Genomic DNA, 19000 nt, shown 5'->3' on the forward strand with positions numbered 1-19000 from the left:
TCCTGAGAGCCCTCTCATATCTCAACCCTCGTGACGACGGACACCTCCGTGCCAGCTTCCCGAGCTGCCGGCCGGGCGCATCATCTGTCGGCGCGCGTGCAAGGAGTCCAGGGCAACGATGTTTCTGACCACGACAGCAGCGAACGGCGGAGTGTTTGCCGACGGGTGGATCAACCCAGTATCCGTCCCGGTCTTCCTAGTCCTCGTCGGCGGCTTTATCGCAGGTTTGGTGTATCTGGTCAGGTACTGGCGGGCCTTCGAGTTTCGTGCCAACGCGCTCGCATCCCTCATTCAGATGCCGGAAACGGCCAACCTTGCCCAGTACCGGCCTCTGATGCTGCAACGAGCAGAAGCGCTCGATCCAAAGGTGCTCGGTCCGCTCTGGAAGGAGTTCGACGAGACTCTCGTCGCGACGCGCGACGGCAACCAATTGTTCAATACCGTCGATGCCGAGTATTTCTTCAATCGCGAGACGCTCGCGGTGGAGTTTGCACGGAACCGGCTCCTCGCCGCTCTCCCCGGCATGCTGGCTACTGGCGGAGTGCTCGGAACCTTCCTCACCCTGTCGATCGGCCTCAGCGGTCTCGATATCAGCGGAGCAACGAGCGACAGCGACGCGCTGGGCGACGGCGTGCAGAATCTGATCGGCGCCGCCGGCTTCGCGTTCGCCAAGTCGGTCGTCGGCGTTGGTCTGAGTCTTCTCTTCACCATTGTCGACCGAGTCTTCGAGCGACGCGTCGCGACGAGGGTGGCTCCGATCCAAGCCCAGATCGACCACCTCTACCGCCGTACGACCCCTGAGCGCTCCTTGGTCGAGGTCGCGGACTACACCCGTGAGTCGAAGGAGGCGCTGCAGGAACTCCACGAGAAGATCGGTGATCGACTGCAGGAAGCGATCCAGGGGATCTCCACGGACCTACAAGGCGCGCTTACCTCCGCGATCACGACGGCGATGCAGCCCTCCATGGAAAAACTCGTCGACACCACGTCGGGCCAGTCCGCGGCGGTCTTCGAGGGACTCGTGGAACGGTTCGCCTCGGCGTTCACCGACATCGGCGAGCGCCAGAGCGCCATGCTCGATTCTTCTTCGACCCGACTGACCGCTGCGATCGATCGGGTGGGCGTCGAGTTCGGCGACCTCGTCGAACAGTCACGCCGACACGCAGATGACGTACACCAACGGCAAGCAGAGCTGCTCGAGGGCCTCGGCACCACGGTGACCGGGCTCACCACATCGAGCGCAGACCTCGCGGAAGCGGCGCGAGAGATCAGCGTGCTCAGCGAGAAGATCGCCGCCGCGGGAGGCCAGCTCGGAACAGGGCTCACGCAGACTGCGGCGACTCTCATGTCTCTCTACGAGAAGTCGGTGCGCCAGGCCCAGATCGTTTCCGACCTTCAAGAACGTGCCACGGCGACGGAGGCCAACCTCGACGAAGCCGCATCGCGAGTCTCCGACGCGACGTCGGCGCTCGGCGCGGCCCTGGACGGGTTCTCGTCGACCCAACAGAACTTCCAGGCATCTCTCCGAGGGGAGGCCGAAGACCTCGCGTCGACTCTCCGCACGTATGTGGAAGAGCTCGAGTCGAAGGTGGGCACATGGCTCACGGACTACTCCTCCGACATCGAGCACCAGATCAACGATCGAATGCAACTGTGGAACGCACACAGTCAGGACTATGCGGCGCACATGCTCGCCACAAGCAAAGCGCTCGCGGGTGTGATCGACGAATTGCACCGAGAAGGCACCTCGCCCGTGGACGACCAGACCATCGACCGATCCGTCATTGCCGATGAACTCGAGATCGTCTCGTGAGTCTCGTCCGCTCACGTCGAGCGACAACGCGGCGTGAAGAAGGTGAATCGCACTGGGTGTCGTTCACCGATGTGATGTCGGGCCTCCTCCTCGTCTTCATCCTGGCAACCGTCGCACTCATGTTGCAGGTCTCGCAGAAGCAGCAGGCGCTCGCGGACACGCAGCATACCCTCAACGCCAAAGTCACCGAAGCCAAGAAGCAGCAGGCCGCTTTCAGCACTCAGATCGACAAGGTCAATGAAGCGGAAGTCATACGCACCCAGATGCTGAAGGAGATCAGCGAAAGGCTCAACGCCGCCGGCATACAGGTGACGGTGAACTCGGACACCTCGGTGCTGAGCATCCCAACGGCCGCGCTGGGATTCGCATCAGGGTCGTACACGATCGAGCCGCAATACGCGGCGCGCGCTGCCGCGATCGGTCAGGTGCTGAGTGACGTCATCCGCAAAGACGACCGCTTCAAATACCTCGACACCGTCTTCGTGGAAGGCCATACCGACAGCGAACCGTTCAACGGTCCGCTGAACATGGACAACTGGGGCCTCTCAACCTTCCGCGCCATCTCGCTATGGCAACTCTGGGGCCAGAGCATGCCCGGAGACTCACGGCTCGACGCGTTGAAGAACGCCCAGGGAGGGCCACTGTTCTCGGTATCCGGCTACGCGGACACTCGACCAGTGGACGACGCGCCGGCTGGCATTCCCGACTTCGCGGGCAACCGTCGCATCGACATCCGGATCACGATCATCCGCCCCTCGAGCAAGGAACTCGAGAAGATCAGCGACGACTTCTCCGACGGAACCAAGTGATCTCGCTCCGACTTCCTCCGATCGGACTCCAGCTCGAGAGCTGGCCGGCGCACACCTACGAAGCCTGGGACGCGCTGCAGCACGAGGCCAGGCAGTTGCGTCAGTCCGCAGTCGCAGGGCCGCCCACTCCGATCGAGACGGAAGAGCTGCGGAGGCTGCTCCGGCACACCGAGATCGACACCGTGATCGGGCTGATGAGCTCTCGACGCTATGCGCGGGCGCTCGTCGGCCTCTGGTGCGAGACGGACGGCGATTGCTGTGACTCGATATCACCGACACTGCTCACGGCGCTGCACAAAGCTCATCCGTTCCCGTCGCCCCTGTTGACGCAGTTGCTCGAAGCCGTGTACTTCGATCGTTTCGACGAACTCGACGAACTCGGACTCATCGAAGAAGACATTTCTGCGCACGAGCACGACTGCGTCGAACTCGCCGGGCCGTCCATACGCGCCCGGCTCGCAGGAATCCTTGCGACCGCCTGGGGGAACAGCGGTTACCGAGACGAAACGACAATCGAAGTGCTGACAGCCGAGGATTCGCCGCGACGCGTCGCGAGCGATATCCGGGCGCGAGACTTGGCGCCCGCAACAGCTCTCGCGACGTGGGACATCGACGCCTACGACGGCGGTCGATTCGTCCGACTCGTGCGCCAATATCTGTTCTTGGAACGACTCCGAGCGCTGAAAATCGGTGCAGACGACGACGTGTTGGTCGAGATCCGGCAGCCGGAGGTCCGGGATGCGCCACATGTCCGCGGACAAACGCTGGGACATGCGGCGCTCGCCATCCTGATCGATCGCGCGGACACATACCCGGGATCCGTCTGGCGCGACGTCGTGCTTGACATTGCGAGCGATCCCCGCATGACCGCATCGGCATCCCACCAACGGTGGTGGTCAGTACTCGGTGACCATCGCCGCGACAAGGTGATCGGCTGGCTCGCCGCCGCCGAGCTGTCCGTCTTCCTCGAGGTACTCACCCACTTCGCGCAGCAGGACTCGGACGATACGATGCGTCGCTTGTTGCCGCCTCGCAAGCAGTTCCTCGAAGGTTTACTCCAACTCGGCGTTGTACGACGAAGCCGCCTCTTCCTCGGGGACGAGGTGCGGCTATACGTGTCACGACATACGCCGGCGACCCGAACCTGGGATTGGGCGCGCCTCGATGATGACAAGCGTCGGGCCCTGCTCTACCTCGACTGCGGAGACTTCCACCTCATCGAGGGATCGCACAACACCAAGCTCTGGCTTTACCTCGCGCACCCAGGTGAGGCGATCACCGACCCACGCCGCCACTCCTTCATGTATCGGGCGCTCACCAGAGCCCTTGCGGACCGATTCCAGCTCGCATGGCAGTCCAAGGCTGCTGCAGGTGAAACGAGCACCGGATTCCGTGATGTCGTGCACAAGGGTCTGTGGCAGGGTTCAGCCCTCGAGTTCCTCGCCGATGCCGGCATCCGTGTCGATCCTCAGGCCGTTCTGAACGCTTCCGATTACCAAGATCTCCGCCAGAAGCGCGGGCTACCCGTCGTGCGTGCCCGGCGCGCGGCATGAACGGTTGAGGTGATGACTATGGGTCTGCGTGACTACGTGCGCTCAATGTTGAGCGGTCGCGACGACAACGCGACAGCGATCACAGATGAAGACCTCTTCTCCGTCAGCTACGACGACGACGGTGTGAATCTCGTCGTTCACCGCGCGCAGCTTCGTGAGCTCGAGGAGGGAAAAGGCGGGGTCGAGGCGACAACCCAGCTCGTGCTGCTTCACATGCTCGCCGAAACGGGGCTCGCGTTGCCCATACCCGGCGGATTCCGCATCCCTGCAGTCCACGCTGTTCGGCTGGACGACGGGGATGCCGCAGTGCTCGGTCTGCCTCCGCGATTCGACGGGACGTTCACGGCAGACATCGACGCGTACACGACGAGTCCGCGATTCGCCGTCCGGCTCTCGGCTGTCGACGGCTTGGACCGCCGGCCGGCGCAGTTGCGCGGCGCGCTGCTCACGGTCGCAGGTGCACCCCATCTGGCGACGCCTCCGCAGGCGCGTGCCCTCGACGCAGTGGCCCGACACAGCCGGCTTCCGACCTCCGAGCGGACGGAACCGACCAATGTGCGTCTGGTCGCAGACCTCCAGCTTGCCGCCGCTGACGGACTGCACCTCGATCTCGCCCACTTCACAAAACACGGATGGTCCGCCGCTGAGCCCGAAAAGGTCGGTGTCATCGCGACACAGACTTCCGACGGCGGCCTACGACTCTCTCCCGCGCTGGGCATGGCGGTACCCGAGAGCCTGCTCGAGTCCAGGTGGGCGCAGCTCGATGGGGCCAAAGACCAAGGCGTGCTCCGCGTGGAGAAGAACATCATCCTGCTCGACGTGGATGCGCTGCACGCAGCGCAGGAAGTGCTGGAGCACCGGACGATCCGCCCCGAGCAGGTCACCGACTTCATCCGCACGCCCAGCGCATTCCTGGACGCACAACTAGTCGACCTAGAACTCGGTTTCTCTGTGCGCGTGGAAGGAGTCGGCCGATTGGTCCGCGTCAACTTCGGCGACTCCGACGGCGGCACGTTCGACTGGTTCGCCTCGGACGAACCCCTGCAGCCGCAGATGATCCGCGAACTCGTCAAGACCCAGGACGATCTCGATCGGTTCACCGCACACTATGAGGCCGCTCGCTCCGATGGTGCAGACAGCCTCGCCTTCGATGCGGCGATCATCGACATCCGTGATGAGAGCGAGGTGCAACGCGCCCTTGCGGAAACGCGGGAGACGATCGAACGCGGTGTCGAACAGCCCGAGGCCGAGCCGCAGCCCAAGGAAGAACGGGTGGCAACGGAGCGAGTGGGGTTCCTGCTCACGTCGACCGACCTCGTCGTCGACCGGCTGCACCAGACGGCGCGCGACTGGGTCGGGAAGGTCACGATCGACAACACCGCGCTAGCCCGCACGCCGTTTCCGCACCAGGAAGACGGCATCCGCTGGATGCTCGGGCTCATGCTCGCGGCCCACAGCGAACCCGCCGATCAGCTTTACCGGCTCCAGGGCGCTCTTCTCGCAGACGATATGGGTCTCGGAAAGACGTACATGTCTCTGGTTGCGACGCAGCATTACCGCGCGGCGATCGAGCGCGTCGAAGGCGCACAGAAGGTCAAGCCGACGCTCATCGTCGCGCCCTTGAGTCTGCTGGAGAACTGGGAAGACGAGGTTGAGAAGACGTTCGCATCCTCGCCGTTCAGCGATGTGGTCGTGCTGCAGACGAGTCGCGATCTCGCCCGATTCCGCATCGCGGGTGCCGGCCGGGAAACCATGCAACTCTCCAGCGCCCTCGACGAGCACGGCATGGTCAAAGAGGGATCACTGCGCATCGCGCTCCGAGTAGGACCGGATGCCGGCGGCCACCGTCTCGACATGCCTGGCCGCCTCGTGCTCACCACGTACGAGACCTTGCGGGACTACCAGTTCTCCCTGAGCCAGATCGACTGGGGTGTGGTCATCTTCGATGAAGCACAGTCGATCAAGAATCCCGACAGCATGCGCACCCGTGCTGCCAAGGCGCTGAAGGCCGACTTCAAGCTGCTCGCCACAGGCACACCGATCGAGAACACGCTCGGAGAGTTCTGGTGCCTCGTCGACACCGCGCAACCGGGACTCCTGGGCGATTGGCAGGCGTTCCGCGCGCGCTATCTGCTCCCGGAAAAGGAGGCCGAAACCGAGGCGGAAGCGCAGGAGATGCGCCTGGCGCTCGGCCGGGAACTTCACCAGGCGATCGGGCCGTTCATGCTGCGACGCATGAAGGAAGACCACCTCTCGGGTCTGCCGTCAAAGTTCACCCACACCGGACTCGGCGCGTCGGAGGATCCGCTGGTGGTGTTCGATCCGGGACTCGCGCGAACAATGCCCGAGGTTCAACGACAGCGATACGACGCCCATCTGCAGCGGTTCCGCACCGACAGAGCAGCGAAGAGCAACGGCGCTGCGCCTCTCGCCGTGTTGACCAGTCTTCGATACGCGTCGCTGCACCCCGATCTCGATATTCACGGAGTGCATCCCGAACGTCCGCGCTCTCAGGACGATTCTCGCCGGCAGATCGCCCAGTCGGCCAAGCTGCTCGCGACGATGGACATCCTTCGCGAGGTTCAGCGACTGGGCGAGAAGGCCATCGTCTTCACGTCGGCGAAGGAGATCCAGCTTCTCCTCGCCATCTGGATCATGCATGAGTTCGGCATCCGCCCGGAGATCGTCAACGGTGACACCAGTGCTGTGTCGAAAACCGACGGCAGCTCGCGGCGTCAGCTCATCGGGTCGTTCGAATCCGCCGTCGGATTCAACGTCATCATCATGTCGCCCATCGCAGCCGGTGTCGGTCTGACCGTCGTGGGCGCCAACCACGTGATCCATCTCGAGCGCCACTGGAATCCAGCGAAAGAAGCACAGGCGACGGATCGCGCGTATCGGATCGGGCAGACTCGCGACGTGCACGTCTACTATCCAGCGGCGACACACCCTCGGATCGACTCGTTCGACGTCATCCTCAATCGCATGCTCCGCACCAAGATCGACATCAAGGATGCCGTCATGATTCCGGCCCAGATTCATGAACTCGAACTCGCGGAGGCGGTCGCTGCGGATTCCGACGGCGCAGCTGCGGCGCGCTGAGGGTGAGCCGAGCCGTCCCACACTGCCGGCTTCTACGGCGGCGGCCAGATCCAGTGAGAGTCTCCGGCGGCGTGGGACCTCACCCCGAGCTCACTGATCGAGGGAGTGCTCGCTCACTCATTGGACTGCCGGGTCGCGTTGCGATTCGTGCCGGTCGTCGAGGCGGCTTCCCGCCCCCAGGATGAGCGCCGAGAGCACGATGGTGATTCCGAGATCCACGCGGAAACCGCCGACGATCGAGCGCCCCAGCTGCGCCCCGTAGAGCGCAACGCCCACAGCGCTTCCGGTCTGCCGTGCCGTGTTGAGCGTGGCGGACGCCACCCCCGAACGCTCGACGTCGGCGCCCGCCAGCGCTGACGAGGTGATGATCGGTACGATCACGCCGAGAGCGGCACCGAGCCCGACGAGTTGCACCACGATCACCGCATACGGCGTGCCAACGTCGAGGAAGAGCAAGGCTCCTGAGCACACGACGAGCACGGCGGCCGACACCATGACGCAGACCCTGCTGCCGAATCGCGCCTGCAGTCGTGCGGCGTAGAAGTTCGTCAGCATGACGGCCAGTGTCATCGGCAGGAACACGAATCCCGTGACGAGAGCAGATGCGTGCTGGGCTCGCTGGAAGAAGAGGCTCAGCACGAAGATCAGCCCGTAGAAGGCCACGTTGACGAAGAGTCCGATCACGATGCTCCAACGGAACAGCGGTATGCGAAAGGACTCGACAGGTAGCATCGGCTGGCGCATCCGTCGCTCGACGAGCACGAACGCCGTGCCGGCTGCGACGGCGAGAACGAGCGCACCGACGACGAACGGCTCGTCGAATCCGAACTGGCCGCCCTCGATGATCCCTGCCGTGAGCAGTCCGAGCGCGACGACACCGAGGACTTGGCCGGGAATGTCGAGCCGGCGCTCCGTGCTCCTGGTGGTCTCGGCGGCCGCAAGGAGCACCACCAGGATGCCGAAGAGCGCAAGCGGAATGTTGATGTAGAAGATCCATCGCCATCCGAGAGTCTGGATGAGCACGCCGCCGACGAGGGGGCCCGCGGAGAGTGCGGCGCTGCCGGCGAGCGCCCAAATACCGACGGCGCCCGCACGCGCACGCGCATCCGGGTACGTATGGGAGAGCACGGAAAGAGAGGATGGCACGAGTGCGGCCGCGCCCATCCCCTGGACAGCGCGTGCCGCGATGAGGACTCCGAGGTTCGGTGCGAGGGCGCACACCAGGGATGCCGCGATGAACAGGGTGAAGCCGGCCAGGAGCATCCGCTTCGCACCGAGACGATCCCCGAGCGCGCCGGCGCTCAGGATGAAGGCCGCGAACGCCACCGTGTAGGCGCTCACGATCCATTGCAGAGCAGCCACTCCGCCGCCGAGCTCGTCGCCGATCGGTTTGACGGCGACGTTCACGACGCTGACGTCCAGCTGCACCACCGCGAAACCCACACCCGTGGCGGCCAGAGTCCACCGTCGGCGAGCGGCATTCACCGTGGCTGCTGCAGTCCTTTGTCTGTTCGAACCTTCGGTTCGTCCCATCGATTCAGCCTTGCGCCTGCGTCCGACATTGTGAACCCGGTCGCATGCGGTGGCTTAGCAGGTACCGTGCCGGCCCCGCTCACTCCTCAGCCGGCGGCCGAGTCGCGTTCCACTCGAAGCACCGTGCCCTGAGCGGAGGCGACGATCACCTCGCCCTCTCCGGATGCCGCAGCCGAGTACACCTCGCACCTCACCACCGCCTGGCTCCGCGTCGCCGACACCACCGTCGCCTGTGCGCGGAGACCGGCGGTCGCCGGCCGCAAATACGTGATCGCCATGGATGCGGTCAACACCTGCGGGCCGAGCACCGTGCCGGCGGCGAACGTGAGCGCGTTGTCGGCCGCGTACGCGACCACGCCGCCGTGCAGGAATCCGTTCTGCTGAAGAAGGTCGGGACGCGCGTCCAGCGACAGCTCGGCCATGCCCTCCTCGAACCGGGTCAGACGTGCGCCGACGAGTCGGGAGAATGGCTGGGACTGGAGCACGGCATCCGCCTGCTCGGGGATGATGGCCATGCGGGCATTATGCCGCGAGGGGAGACAACATCATGAGGATCGTGGTCATCGGTGCGACGGGACACGTCGGCGGCTATCTCGTGCCACGGCTGGTGCGGGCGGGTCATGACGTGGTCGCGGTTTCGCGCGGGATGCGCGAGCCGTATCGCGCGGACTCTGCGTGGACATCCGTGGAGCGCGTGGAGCTCGATCGCGGCGCCGAGGATGCCGCGGGAACGACGGGCGACCGCATCGCGGCTCTCGAACCCGACGTCGTCATCGACATGATCTGCTTCACGAGATCGTCTGCCGAGCAGCTGGTCGATGCGATCAGCGGTCGAGTCGGCCTGCTCGTCAGCTGCGGATCCATCTGGTCGCGCGGCACGCTCACCGAGGTTCCCGGCACCGAGGAGGCGCCGCTCGACGGCTGGGGCGAGTACGGATCCGGCAAGGCCCAGCTCGAGGCGTACCTGCTCGACCAGTCGTCCCAGCCCGGCGGCGTTCCCGCGGTGGTCATCGATCCGGGACACATCTCCGGACCGGGCTGGCACGTGATCAACCCGGCCGGCAACCTGGATTCCGCGGTGTGGGAGAGCCTCGCGTTCGGGGAGACGCTCGTGCTACCGGACCAGGGGCTCGGCATCCTGCACCACGTCCACGCCGACGATGTGGCTCAGCTCTTCCAGCTCGCGGTCGAACGGCCGGATGCCGCGTCGGGCCAGGCGTTCTTCGCCGTCTCACCGCGAGCCCTCACGCTCCGCGGATTCGCGCAGACTGCCGCAGGATGGTTCGGACGCGATGCCGAGCTCGAGTACATACCGCTGGCGGAATATGCCAGCGCCGTGGGGCCCGAGAACGCGCTGACGACCAGCGAGCACGTGTCGCGGAGCCAGGCGATGAGCGATGCGAAGGCCAGGCGGATGCTCGGATACGTACCCGCCTACACCTCGCTCGGCGCCACGCGCGAGGCCGTGGAATGGCTCGACGCGAATGGCGGCTTCGGCCGGCGGCTGCCGTTCAACTGACGACGGCCCGCACCTCCCCCGCCGACGGCACGAGCGACGCCGTCACTCCTCCTGCTCTCGTGCGAACAGCAGCGACTCGGGAAGGCTCGTGGCGAAGTAGTCGGTGGAGCCGTCCGCACGAAGTGCCGACGGCGCCGTCGCCTCGGGTCGCGCCTCGCCGAGGCTTGCCGGCGGCACGCCGACCGGCATCCCCAGGGCGGCTCGCGCGTCGTCCCACGCGGCGAGCGCCTTGCCTTCTCCGCCTTCCCACGGCTGGAAGGTCCTGCCCTTGATCAGGCGCAGAGCATCCGCGGGCCGTCCGTCGGCCGTGAGAAGCTCCGCCACCTGCACGACCAGGTCGTCGCGCTGCTCGACCAGCACGCGATCCCGCTCGAGCCTGTCGAGTCGCTCGGCCGACGGATGCCCCAGTTTCGCGGCGAGCTGGTCCGACTCGAAGAGGAGTCGCGCGTCGTCGGGCGCAAGCACTCGCGCTCGTTCGTAGTGACGCCAGGCCGCATCCTCGTCGCCGAGCACGTTGTAGGAGGCGAGCCCGGCGTTGCGATGGATGAGCGGGCGGTCCGCCCCCAGTTCCAGCGCTCGCTTCCAGAGATCCAGCGCTTCTCGGCGTCGTCCCGCGTCGTACAGCAGCGTCGCCAGCAACTCCGTGGCGACATCGTCGTCAGGGTCGTGCGCGAGCGCGTCGGTCAACGCGTCGTGGGCGTCGAGTCCCGCAGGGAAGCACCACGTCGTGTCCGTGCCGCGCGCATCCGACCTCGCCCGTTCTGCGCCGATCGGGTCGCCGGCGCGGTCCAGAAGTGTCGCCCGCAAGTAGCGAGCGACCGGTGCCATGTTCCCTGCCGGAGTCGCGGGGAACGCCGCCGCGCGCTCGAGCGCCTCGGCGGCCGCCGGGATCTCCCCGAGTCGCGCGAGATCGAGGGCGAGATCAACGGCCAGCCCGGCGTCGTTCGGCACCGAGCCGTCGGCGAGATTGCAGTAGAGATCGTTGACGGGTGCGGATTCCGTCGCCGACGCGAGCACGGCATCCGCTCCACCGAAGTCGCCCAGTCGGCGAAGGGCGACGACCTGCACTGCGGCGATCCGCGGATCCACCGCACCCGCCGCCGCGAGACCGTCCGCGTCGCTCAGGGCGGTCGCGGCATCTCCTGCTCGCAACGCGATGAGGGCGCCTTCGATACCCGCCGGCACCCGCCAGTCGGCATCCCACCCGGCCTTGCCGAACCACTTGGCCGCTTCGTCGCTTCGGCCGAGGCGCTGAAGGATCAGCCCGAGCAGGTAGTACGGCTCGGCGTCGCGCGGATTCTCGTTGCGCATGGTCACGCGATCGACTGCGGTCCGGGCGTGCCGCTCCGCCTTCTCGTACTCCCCGGCACGAAGTGCGAGGTCCGCCAGCGCCAGGTTGGTGCGGGAGTCCCCAGGGTCGCGCCGCAGCGCCTCTCGCCAATACGGCAGCGGCGACCTCGTCGGATGCCTGTACTGCTGCAGGTGCACACCGGTCAGGTAGAGCTCCTCCACGCTTTCGATCGATTCGGGCGAGGGCGGCTCGGTCGCGATCCACGGTTCCTCGTCCGCCGGCTCCCGCACCGTCCAGTCGGCGAGGATCACGGATCCGTCCGCCGTCGTCTCGCGCAGCTCGACGCGAACGCGGTCCGCTGAGCATTGGTCGGGGAGGTCGGCGGTGACGCGCAGCACCTCGCCAGGATGCAGGGTGCGCGACCCCTCCGCTGCCGACGTGCCGTCGACGAGGATACGCAGCGTCGCATGCGAGGGTCTGGTCACTGCCGCACGCGCCTCGACCTCCGTACCGAGGTCGACGTGCAGCGCAGCGTCGCGGTTGGCCACGTGTGCGACGCCGATAGCAGGAATCGGATACCAGTACTGACTGAACCGCCGCACCTCACCCGGCATGAGCCAGGAGAAGTCCGGCTGATTGTCGGTGTACACCCCGGCCATGAGCTCGACGTACGGTCCGTCGTCGTCGGTGAGATGGCGGTCCCAGGCATGCCCGAACGGCGAGTCACCCCAGGTCCACTGCTTCTTGCCGGGCGAGATGCGGCGATCCGCCCAGTGCACGACACCGGCCTGCACGTCGTGGTCGTATCCCCCGAAGAACGCCTCGTCGGAGTCCACGACCATGTACGAGGTCGGAGCGGGGATGTTCGCGTAGAAGTCGATGCGGTCCGCACCGGGTTCGCGAGCGGCCCTCGCCGGATAGTCGACGCCGTAGTATGTGCGATCCGCCGCCGGAAACGCGGTGATGGCGCGACGGGCGTGGTCCGCGACGTAGCGGACGTCCTGCGGGAAGAAGGACTGGTACCGGTCGTGCACCCTGACCGCCGCGTTCGCCCACCAGAGGAACGTCTGGCGCTGTGACGTGCGATTGTGCAGACGCACATCGATCTCGACGTACGAGCGGTCCGGATGCAAACGGATGCCGTGCGTCTCGGCCATGCGCGTGAACGGATCGTGATCGGAGCACCACACCGTGACGCTTCCGTCGTCCGCTTCTTCGATGTCGAACTCCATAGGAAGGTAGGTCGCCGGCCGGTGGTGCTGCGGCCAGTTGAACTCGACGCCCCCGCTGATCCACGGACCCGTCAGTCCGACGAGCGCCGGCTTGATGACCGTGTTGCGGTAGAAGAAGTCGTATCCGGTCGTCTTGTCGAATCCGGTGTAGATGCGGCCGCCCAGTTCGGGGAGCACCGTGACGCGCAGACACCTGTTCTCGAGGTGGACGGCCTTCCAGGCGTGCGGCGTCGGCTCCTGCGCGATCCGTTCGATGAACGGCAGCGGATACACGCGCCCGCTCGACCCTTGATAGACGCGACGGTCGAGGTAGAGCGGCTGCCGGGACGGCGTCATCGGCTCGTATGTCGGCAGCACGAGTTCATCGCTCCAGGCGACGGCCTCGCCGGCTTCGAGTCGCTCGAGGATGCTCTCCGGGGGCGTCGGCCCGTGCGGATCGACAGTGGTCTGCGCGGTCATGTTCTCCACCCTAGGAACGTTCGGAGGCGGGATCGATCCGCCAGCGCGCCGTCGATACGAGGACCGCTTCGTCGAGTTCGGCCGTGACGGGAAGGGACGCAGAGCGTCCGTCGTAGCCGATCCCGACCCTGCTCTCCGGATGTCCGGGAAGCACCCGGAGTTCGACTCGCGACCCGGAACCTGCCGCGAGGCGGTCAACGGGGATCCGCCAGACCGAGCCGTTCCAGAACTGGTCGGCGACGGGGATTCCGTCGACAGCGAGCTGGGCGACATCGCCCATCCACGAGATGGTCAGGACGTCGCCGTCGATGGCGCGGCGGAGGTCGAGTTCCCATCGTGCTCCATATCGTCGAACGTCCGCGCTGGAGGGCGCAGATGCCCTCCTCTTGAACTGGCCGTAGGTCGCCGGGGGCTCAGCGGCCGGGTCGTGGGCCGTCACGACGACCGCTGTTCGACGCGTCGAACGCTCGGAATGCCCGCGGCCGACCCATTCGCCGGAGTCGGCGCAGAACTCGGCCGGACGGGTTCCGTCGCTCTCCTCGACCGTCAGCACGGCGCCGTCCTCGACGACCGCCCCGACGGCGAGAATCACACGACCCGTCGGCGTCACCGTGAGGCTGCCGCGAAGCGTGAACGGGATGATCAGCACGTCGAGCGCTCCGCTCTCGCTTCGCGCTCGCAGAAGGCGCGCACCCTGCCACGGGCGCTCCGCACCCACGACCTGCTCGGTGACGTCGACTCCGCCCGCGAACCGCACCTGGCCGAGGATCCCCTCCTCTTCGCCGAGGACGAGCAGCGGCACCCGCCCATCGGTCAGCGCGATGAGGCTCGCGGTCGCCCAGTCCACGCCGATGCCGCCGAAGTCCAGATTGACCGGCCAGCGAGCCGTCGTCCCCGAACGGACGGTGACCGGCCGATCCGGGAAGCGAACCGTGGTCTCGCAGAGCTGGAGATCGAACTGGACCGACTCGACATCCGCAAGAGGCACGAGCGGCTGATGCCAGGTCATGAAGACGACGCCACGGCGTCCGTCGCTGCGCAACGCCCAGCGAAGCGTGCTCCGGTCGTCGAGTCCCTTCGGCATCGTCTCGGGGAGCGCAGACGGCATGCCCGTCAGCATCCCGCCGAAGTCACGCAGGAACGTATGCTGCTCGCGAAGAAGTCCGAACGCCTCGCGAAGATCGCCTGCTGCGCCGATGGGCGCATGGAAGTCGTAGTCGAACCGCGGCAGGTCGTTCGGATACCCGGTGGCATGCGACTCCTGCCACTGGGTGCCGGGCGGGTTCGCACCGCCCACGAACATGTAGTAGCCCTGCCATGCGGATCCGTTGCCGATCTTCGCGTGGGCGACGGCTGCGATGTCTCGTCCGCTGACTGTGGGGCGGCGGTGATACGCGACGGTCATCCCGCCACCGAGTTCGCACGTCGCCGGCGGGTAGAGCTCGGGCGCGAACCTGCCGTCGGTTCCGCTCTTCTCGGAAGTACGCAGGTCCGCCCCGATCCCGGGGTCGTCCCATACGTGCGAATGGAAGAAGTGCTCACGGAACGACGCGTCCCATCCCGAGTCCGAGTCCACCCAGAATCCGTCGGCATACCCTCCGTACAGCGGGACCACCAGTCCCTTCGGCAGGGCTGCGCTGCCCCAGGCGGTCGACGTGTAGACGGATGCAACGAGCCCGTGGTCTGTCGCGATCCTCTGGAGCATCGCGATGTGGTCCGGCTGATCGTAGAGCTCGTTCTCGAGCTGGATCGCAATGACCCGGTTCTCTCGAGCCAGCACGCCGGACAGATGCGCTCCGAGTTGAGAGAACCAGTCGTCCACCAGGCGCAGGTAGGCGGGATCATTCGTGCGGTGCTGCACGGGCGCCTGCTGGACCCAGTCCGGGAATCCGCCGTTACGAGTTTCGCCGTGACACCACGGACCGATGCGGATGACGACGTCGAGGTCTGCTGCCTCCGCCTCGGCGACGAAGGAGGCGACATCCAGCTGCCCGTCGAAGTCGGCCGGTCCAGGGACGGGCTGATGCCAGAGCCAGAAGACATAGGTCGAGACGGCGGTGATGCCGCCGGCGCGCATCAGGCGAAGCCGTCTGGACCAGTCCGCGCGCGGGACTCTCAGATGGTGCAGCTCCCCGCTCACGGGAAGCACGGGCACGCCGTTGCGCAGCACCCGCCTGCTGGTGATGGTGAAGCGCGGATCTCCGAAGCCCGGGGACGACTCCGGCCTTGGCCACGGGGTTGAGCGGGCGCGCAAGGGCGCGGCGAAGCTGGTCACAGCTGGGACTCCTCGAGTAGAGATGATGCGACGTCCAGAGACGTGAGACGGCAGTCGCCGCCGCGGGACGGATGCGGATGCGGATGCGGATGCAGCGTGTCAGCCCTTCACCGACGAGCCGAGCGACGAGCCCATGAACTGCTTCTGGGTGAACAGGAAGATGACGATCACCGGCAGCAGATACATGATCGCTGCCGCAGCCTGCAGCGTCGGGATTCCGCTGCCGTGCGGATCGACGTAGCCGTTCGCCGTGGCGACCGCGAGCGTGGTGTTGTTGATGTTCAGCAGCAGCGAAGGCGCCAAATAGTCGCCCCACGCCCAGGTGAACGAGAGCAGCGCGCTTGTCAGCAGCGCCGGCTTCGCCAGGGGCAGGAACACCCGAACGTAGATGCGGAACCAACCGGCGCCGTCGATGATGGCCGCGTCCTCGAGCTCCATCGGAATGGCGCTAAAGAACTGACGGAACAAGAAGATGAGGTACGGGGTGCCCGCGATGCCCCAGAGAACCCACGGCCAGTACGTGCCAACGAGCCCGAGGCGCGCGAAGAGCACGTACGTGGGGATGAGCGTCGCGATGGACGGGATCATCATGGTCGCCAAGATGATGGTGAACAACACCTTCTTGCCCGGCGCACGGAACCGCGAGAACGCGAATCCGACGGTGGCGCTGCTGGCCGTCGTGAGGATGCACGTGAGGAGCGACAGGAACAGCGAGTTGCCCGTGTAGGCGAGGAAGTCGATCTTCGTGAACGCTTCGACGAAGTTCGACCACTGCGGGTTCGAGAGGTCGAGCAGCGCCGCAGCGCCTTCGGCCAGCTGCTGCGGACTGGCGAGCGCGGTCAGCACGATCCAGACGAAGGGCACTCCGAAGATCGCCACGCAAACGATCACCAGGATGTATACCCAGACGGACGCCTTCTGCCCGGTGGCCGCATCTCCCCCGCGATCCTTGCGGTGCTTCTCCGGCACGACGATCGCGCGCGTGGCCGGGGGGCGTTCGGTGGTGGTGGTCATGACGGACTCACTTCTCGTCGACGTCGGTGTCGACCTGGTAGAAGACGAAACGCCTGCTGGCGCGCTGCAGGATCAGGGTCAGCGAGAGCACGATCACGAAGAAGATCCACAACATCGCCGACCCGAACCCGAACCGGTGGTTGAAGAAGAACTCGTTGTACACCTCGACCATGTACATGGTCGAGGAGGTCGGCACGTTCGAGGACTGGGACACCGTGCTCGTCTCGGCGAGCAGCAGCGGCTGGACGAGCACCTGCAGCGACGCGATGATGCCCGTGATCACCTGGAAGTACAGCATCGGCGAGATCAGCGGAACGGTGACGTTCCAGATCGTGCGCCAGGTCCCCGCTCCGTCGAGGCGTGCCGCCTCCTCGAGCTCGGCGGGGACATCCTGCAACGCTGCCAGCGAGATGATCATGCCGCCGCCCAACCCCCAGAGCGTCATGATGAGGAGCGCGTAGAAGGCGTAGGGATCGGCCAGCCAGGTCACCGGGTGGATGCCGAAGATCGCAAGGATGCCGTTGAGCAGGCCGGCATCCCGGTTGAAGATGAGCCGCCACATGATGGCGACGGCGACGACGGGGACGACGGACGGCACGAAGAAGATGGCCCGCACCACACCGCGCGCACGGATGCGCCGGTTCACGAGGATCGCGAGAACCAGCCCGCCGGCGACGGACAGCGGTACGACGAGGATCGTGTAACCGAATGTGCGGAGCAGGCTCGCCCACACGTCCGGGCTCTCCGTGAAGATCTCGACGTAGTTGCTGAAGCCGACGAATCGCCACAGAGGAGAGGCCCCGTCGTAGTTGGTGAAGCTCACCGCAAGGGCGTAGACGATCGGCGCGAACGTGAGGAGCACGAAGCCGAACATCCACGGCGAGATGAACAGGTAGAACGTCCCCGCCCTGTAGCGCTTCCACCCGCGACCGCGAGAGCTCGTTCGAGCCCCCGCGGTCGCGTTGGCTGTGATGGCTGTCATCCCAGCTGGTCCTTGCCCTGTGCCAGAAGCACGTTCATCTGTTTCTGCACGGACTGCGCGATTTGCTCAGCCGTTTGCGATCCCTGGATTCCGGCCTGCAGCGCCTTGTCCAGGTCGCCATTCCAGGCAGTGCCGTCGATATACGGCGAGTCCTGCCCGGGCTTGACGTAGGTGACCTCCTCTTTCGCCAGGGCGATCGCCTGCTTCTGGTACGGCTCGTCGGCCGGGATGTACTTCCAGAGCGACGTCAGCGCCGGCAAACCCCATCCGCTCTTCGCCCGATCGATAGCGGGCTGACCGCCCATGAAGTATTCGATGACACTCCATGCGCCATCCTTGTTCTTCGATGCGGAGGGGATCCAGCCGCCGACGGCGCCGAGCACCGGACTGATGCGCTTGCCGAATGTCGGCGCAGGCGCAAGCGATGCCGTCTTGCCGACTGTCGCACCGTCGGTGGCTTGGAAGTTCGCGCCGAACCAGAAGCCGTCCTTCGTCATCGCCATCTTGCCTGCCACGAATGTGGGGGCGTCCTGCCCGTCGGTGAGCGGGTTCAGCGAGGTCGGCCCGAGGCCTGCCTTGCCGTAGTCGATCAGCCACTGGATCGCCCTGATGCCTTCGGGGGTGTCCAGCTGCGCTTTCGTCAGGCTGTCATTGAACAGCTGACCGCCCTGCTGCTCGATCATGTTCGCCACGATGCCGCTAACGCCCCACTGCCACTCGATGCCGAGCGGCATCAAGATTCCGCCCGCTTTCAGCTTCTTCGCTGTGTCGAGGAGGTCGTCCCAGCTCGCCGGCGTCGACGTGCTCAGCGGCGTGACGCCCGCCTGCGTGAACATGGCCTCGTTCTGCCAGATCGTGTTGTCGGGGCTGAAGTCCTTGATGAGGCCGTAGCGCTTGCCCGATCCGAGCTTCTTTCCGTCCCAGCGCCAGAGGTCGTTCACCGCCTCGAGGTCGGCGGCGTGGATAACCTTGCTCTTCGCGATGTAGTCGTCGAGCGGCGACGCGAGCTGGCGGGCGAACAGGTTCGCGCTCGGGCTTCCGCGCACGACGTCCGGCGGGTTGCCCGCGGTCAGCATGGCATTCAGGCGGTTCTGGTCGAACTCGATGAACTTGATCGTGATGCCGGGGTTCTTCTTCTCGAAGTCCTTGATGTATGCCGGCGTGAATTCGGCGCTCTGCCACATGACGGTGACGGTGCTCTTGCCTCCTGAGCCGCCCGAACCGCCTGCCGTGCAGCCGGCCAGCGTCGAGCCGAACGCGACGGCTCCCGCCGCGAGCAGCGATCCGCGCAGTACGGATCGGCGTGTGATTTCTGTTGCCACTGTGATGCACCCTTCTCGTTCTTCAGTGAACATGTGCGTTGCATGGGTGAATTGCGGATGTCGGAAGCGCCTTCCGGAAAGAAGCCGCGATCGACC

Annotated in this window: 12 protein-coding genes; 5 read left to right on the plus strand and 7 right to left on the minus strand. The window is 65.8% G+C overall.

Features of this window, described 5'->3' with window-relative positions; translation table 11 throughout:
• The first annotated feature begins 118 nt into the window (after positions 1–118).
• From zorA to HII28_RS17600, 4 genes are read left to right on the plus strand one after another with little or no spacing between them, the layout of a single operon-like run.
• Positions 119–1813 carry an anti-phage ZorAB system protein ZorA gene (gene zorA, locus HII28_RS17585; protein WP_240978341.1) on the plus strand — a complete coding sequence of 565 codons (1695 nt, stop codon included), beginning with the start codon at positions 119–121 and terminating at the stop codon, positions 1811–1813.
• Between the two features lie 56 nt (positions 1814–1869).
• Positions 1870–2622, plus strand: coding sequence for an OmpA family protein (locus HII28_RS17590; protein WP_205865036.1), 753 nt, complete (start codon positions 1870–1872; stop codon positions 2620–2622).
• A complete protein-coding gene (locus tag HII28_RS17595; protein ID WP_170027135.1) occupies positions 2619–4175 on the plus strand; it encodes an EH signature domain-containing protein in 1557 nt (518 codons plus the stop codon). The genes HII28_RS17590 and HII28_RS17595 overlap by 4 nt, the downstream gene beginning before the upstream one ends.
• 18 nt (positions 4176–4193) lie before the next feature.
• Positions 4194–7277, plus strand: a complete 3084-nt coding sequence (locus HII28_RS17600; protein WP_170027136.1) for a DEAD/DEAH box helicase — start codon at positions 4194–4196, stop codon at positions 7275–7277.
• Between the two features lie 117 nt (positions 7278–7394).
• Here the strand turns inward: HII28_RS17600 and HII28_RS17605 are convergent, their stop codons facing one another.
• Positions 7395–8810 carry an MFS transporter gene (locus tag HII28_RS17605; protein WP_170027137.1) on the minus strand — a complete coding sequence of 472 codons (1416 nt, stop codon included), beginning with the start codon at positions 8808–8810 and terminating at the stop codon, positions 7395–7397.
• A gap of 86 nt (positions 8811–8896) precedes the next feature.
• Positions 8897–9325, minus strand: a complete 429-nt coding sequence (locus tag HII28_RS17610; protein WP_170027138.1) for a PaaI family thioesterase — start codon at positions 9323–9325, stop codon at positions 8897–8899.
• Positions 9326–9357: 32 nt separating this feature from the next.
• Between HII28_RS17610 and HII28_RS17615 the strand changes: the two genes are divergently transcribed.
• On the plus strand, positions 9358–10329 hold the full coding sequence (locus HII28_RS17615; RefSeq protein WP_170027139.1) for an NAD-dependent epimerase/dehydratase family protein: 972 nt from the start codon (positions 9358–9360) through the stop codon (positions 10327–10329).
• Positions 10330–10371: 42 nt separating this feature from the next.
• Here HII28_RS17615 and HII28_RS17620 read toward each other — a convergent pair whose 3' ends face one another.
• From HII28_RS17620 to HII28_RS17640, 5 genes are all read right to left on the minus strand, one after another.
• Positions 10372–13311 (minus strand): DUF5107 domain-containing protein, encoded by a 2940-nt coding sequence (locus HII28_RS17620; RefSeq protein WP_170027140.1) that lies wholly within the window; start codon positions 13309–13311, stop codon positions 10372–10374.
• 10 nt (positions 13312–13321) lie between these two features.
• Positions 13322–15586 carry a beta-galactosidase gene (locus HII28_RS17625; RefSeq protein ID WP_170027141.1) on the minus strand — a complete coding sequence of 755 codons (2265 nt, stop codon included), beginning with the start codon at positions 15584–15586 and terminating at the stop codon, positions 13322–13324.
• A gap of 99 nt (positions 15587–15685) precedes the next feature.
• Positions 15686–16600, minus strand: a complete 915-nt coding sequence (locus HII28_RS17630) for a carbohydrate ABC transporter permease (protein WP_205865037.1) — start codon at positions 16598–16600, stop codon at positions 15686–15688.
• A gap of 7 nt (positions 16601–16607) precedes the next feature.
• On the minus strand, positions 16608–17582 hold the full coding sequence (locus HII28_RS17635) for a sugar ABC transporter permease (protein ID WP_170027142.1): 975 nt from the start codon (positions 17580–17582) through the stop codon (positions 16608–16610).
• Positions 17579–18904: a sugar ABC transporter substrate-binding protein gene (locus HII28_RS17640; protein ID WP_170027143.1), complete on the minus strand. Its 1326-nt coding sequence runs from the start codon at positions 18902–18904 to the stop codon at positions 17579–17581. The genes HII28_RS17635 and HII28_RS17640 overlap by 4 nt, the downstream gene beginning before the upstream one ends.
• Positions 18905–19000: the final 96 nt, after the last annotated feature.

It is taken from the genome of Planctomonas sp. JC2975 (assembly GCF_012985205.1).
Classification (GTDB): domain Bacteria; phylum Actinomycetota; class Actinomycetes; order Actinomycetales; family Microbacteriaceae; genus Humibacter.

Excerpts from the sequence above, each read along its gene's own strand:
- zorA (WP_240978341.1), top strand. The coding sequence starts at position 119 with ATGTTTCTGACCACGACAGCAGCGAACGGCGGAGTGTTTGCCGACGGG.
- HII28_RS17600 (WP_170027136.1), top strand. The coding sequence starts at position 4,194 with ATGGGTCTGCGTGACTACGTGCGCTCAATGTTGAGCGGTCGCGACGAC.
- HII28_RS17605 (WP_170027137.1), bottom strand. The coding sequence starts at position 8,810 with ATGGGACGAACCGAAGGTTCGAACAGACAAAGGACTGCAGCAGCCACG.
- HII28_RS17610 (WP_170027138.1), bottom strand. The coding sequence starts at position 9,325 with ATGGCCATCATCCCCGAGCAGGCGGATGCCGTGCTCCAGTCCCAGCCA.
- HII28_RS17615 (WP_170027139.1), top strand. The coding sequence starts at position 9,358 with ATGAGGATCGTGGTCATCGGTGCGACGGGACACGTCGGCGGCTATCTC.
- HII28_RS17620 (WP_170027140.1), bottom strand. The coding sequence starts at position 13,311 with ATGACCGCGCAGACCACTGTCGATCCGCACGGGCCGACGCCCCCGGAG.
- HII28_RS17630 (WP_205865037.1), bottom strand. The coding sequence starts at position 16,600 with ATGACCACCACCACCGAACGCCCCCCGGCCACGCGCGCGATCGTCGTG.
- HII28_RS17635 (WP_170027142.1), bottom strand. The coding sequence starts at position 17,582 with ATGACAGCCATCACAGCCAACGCGACCGCGGGGGCTCGAACGAGCTCT.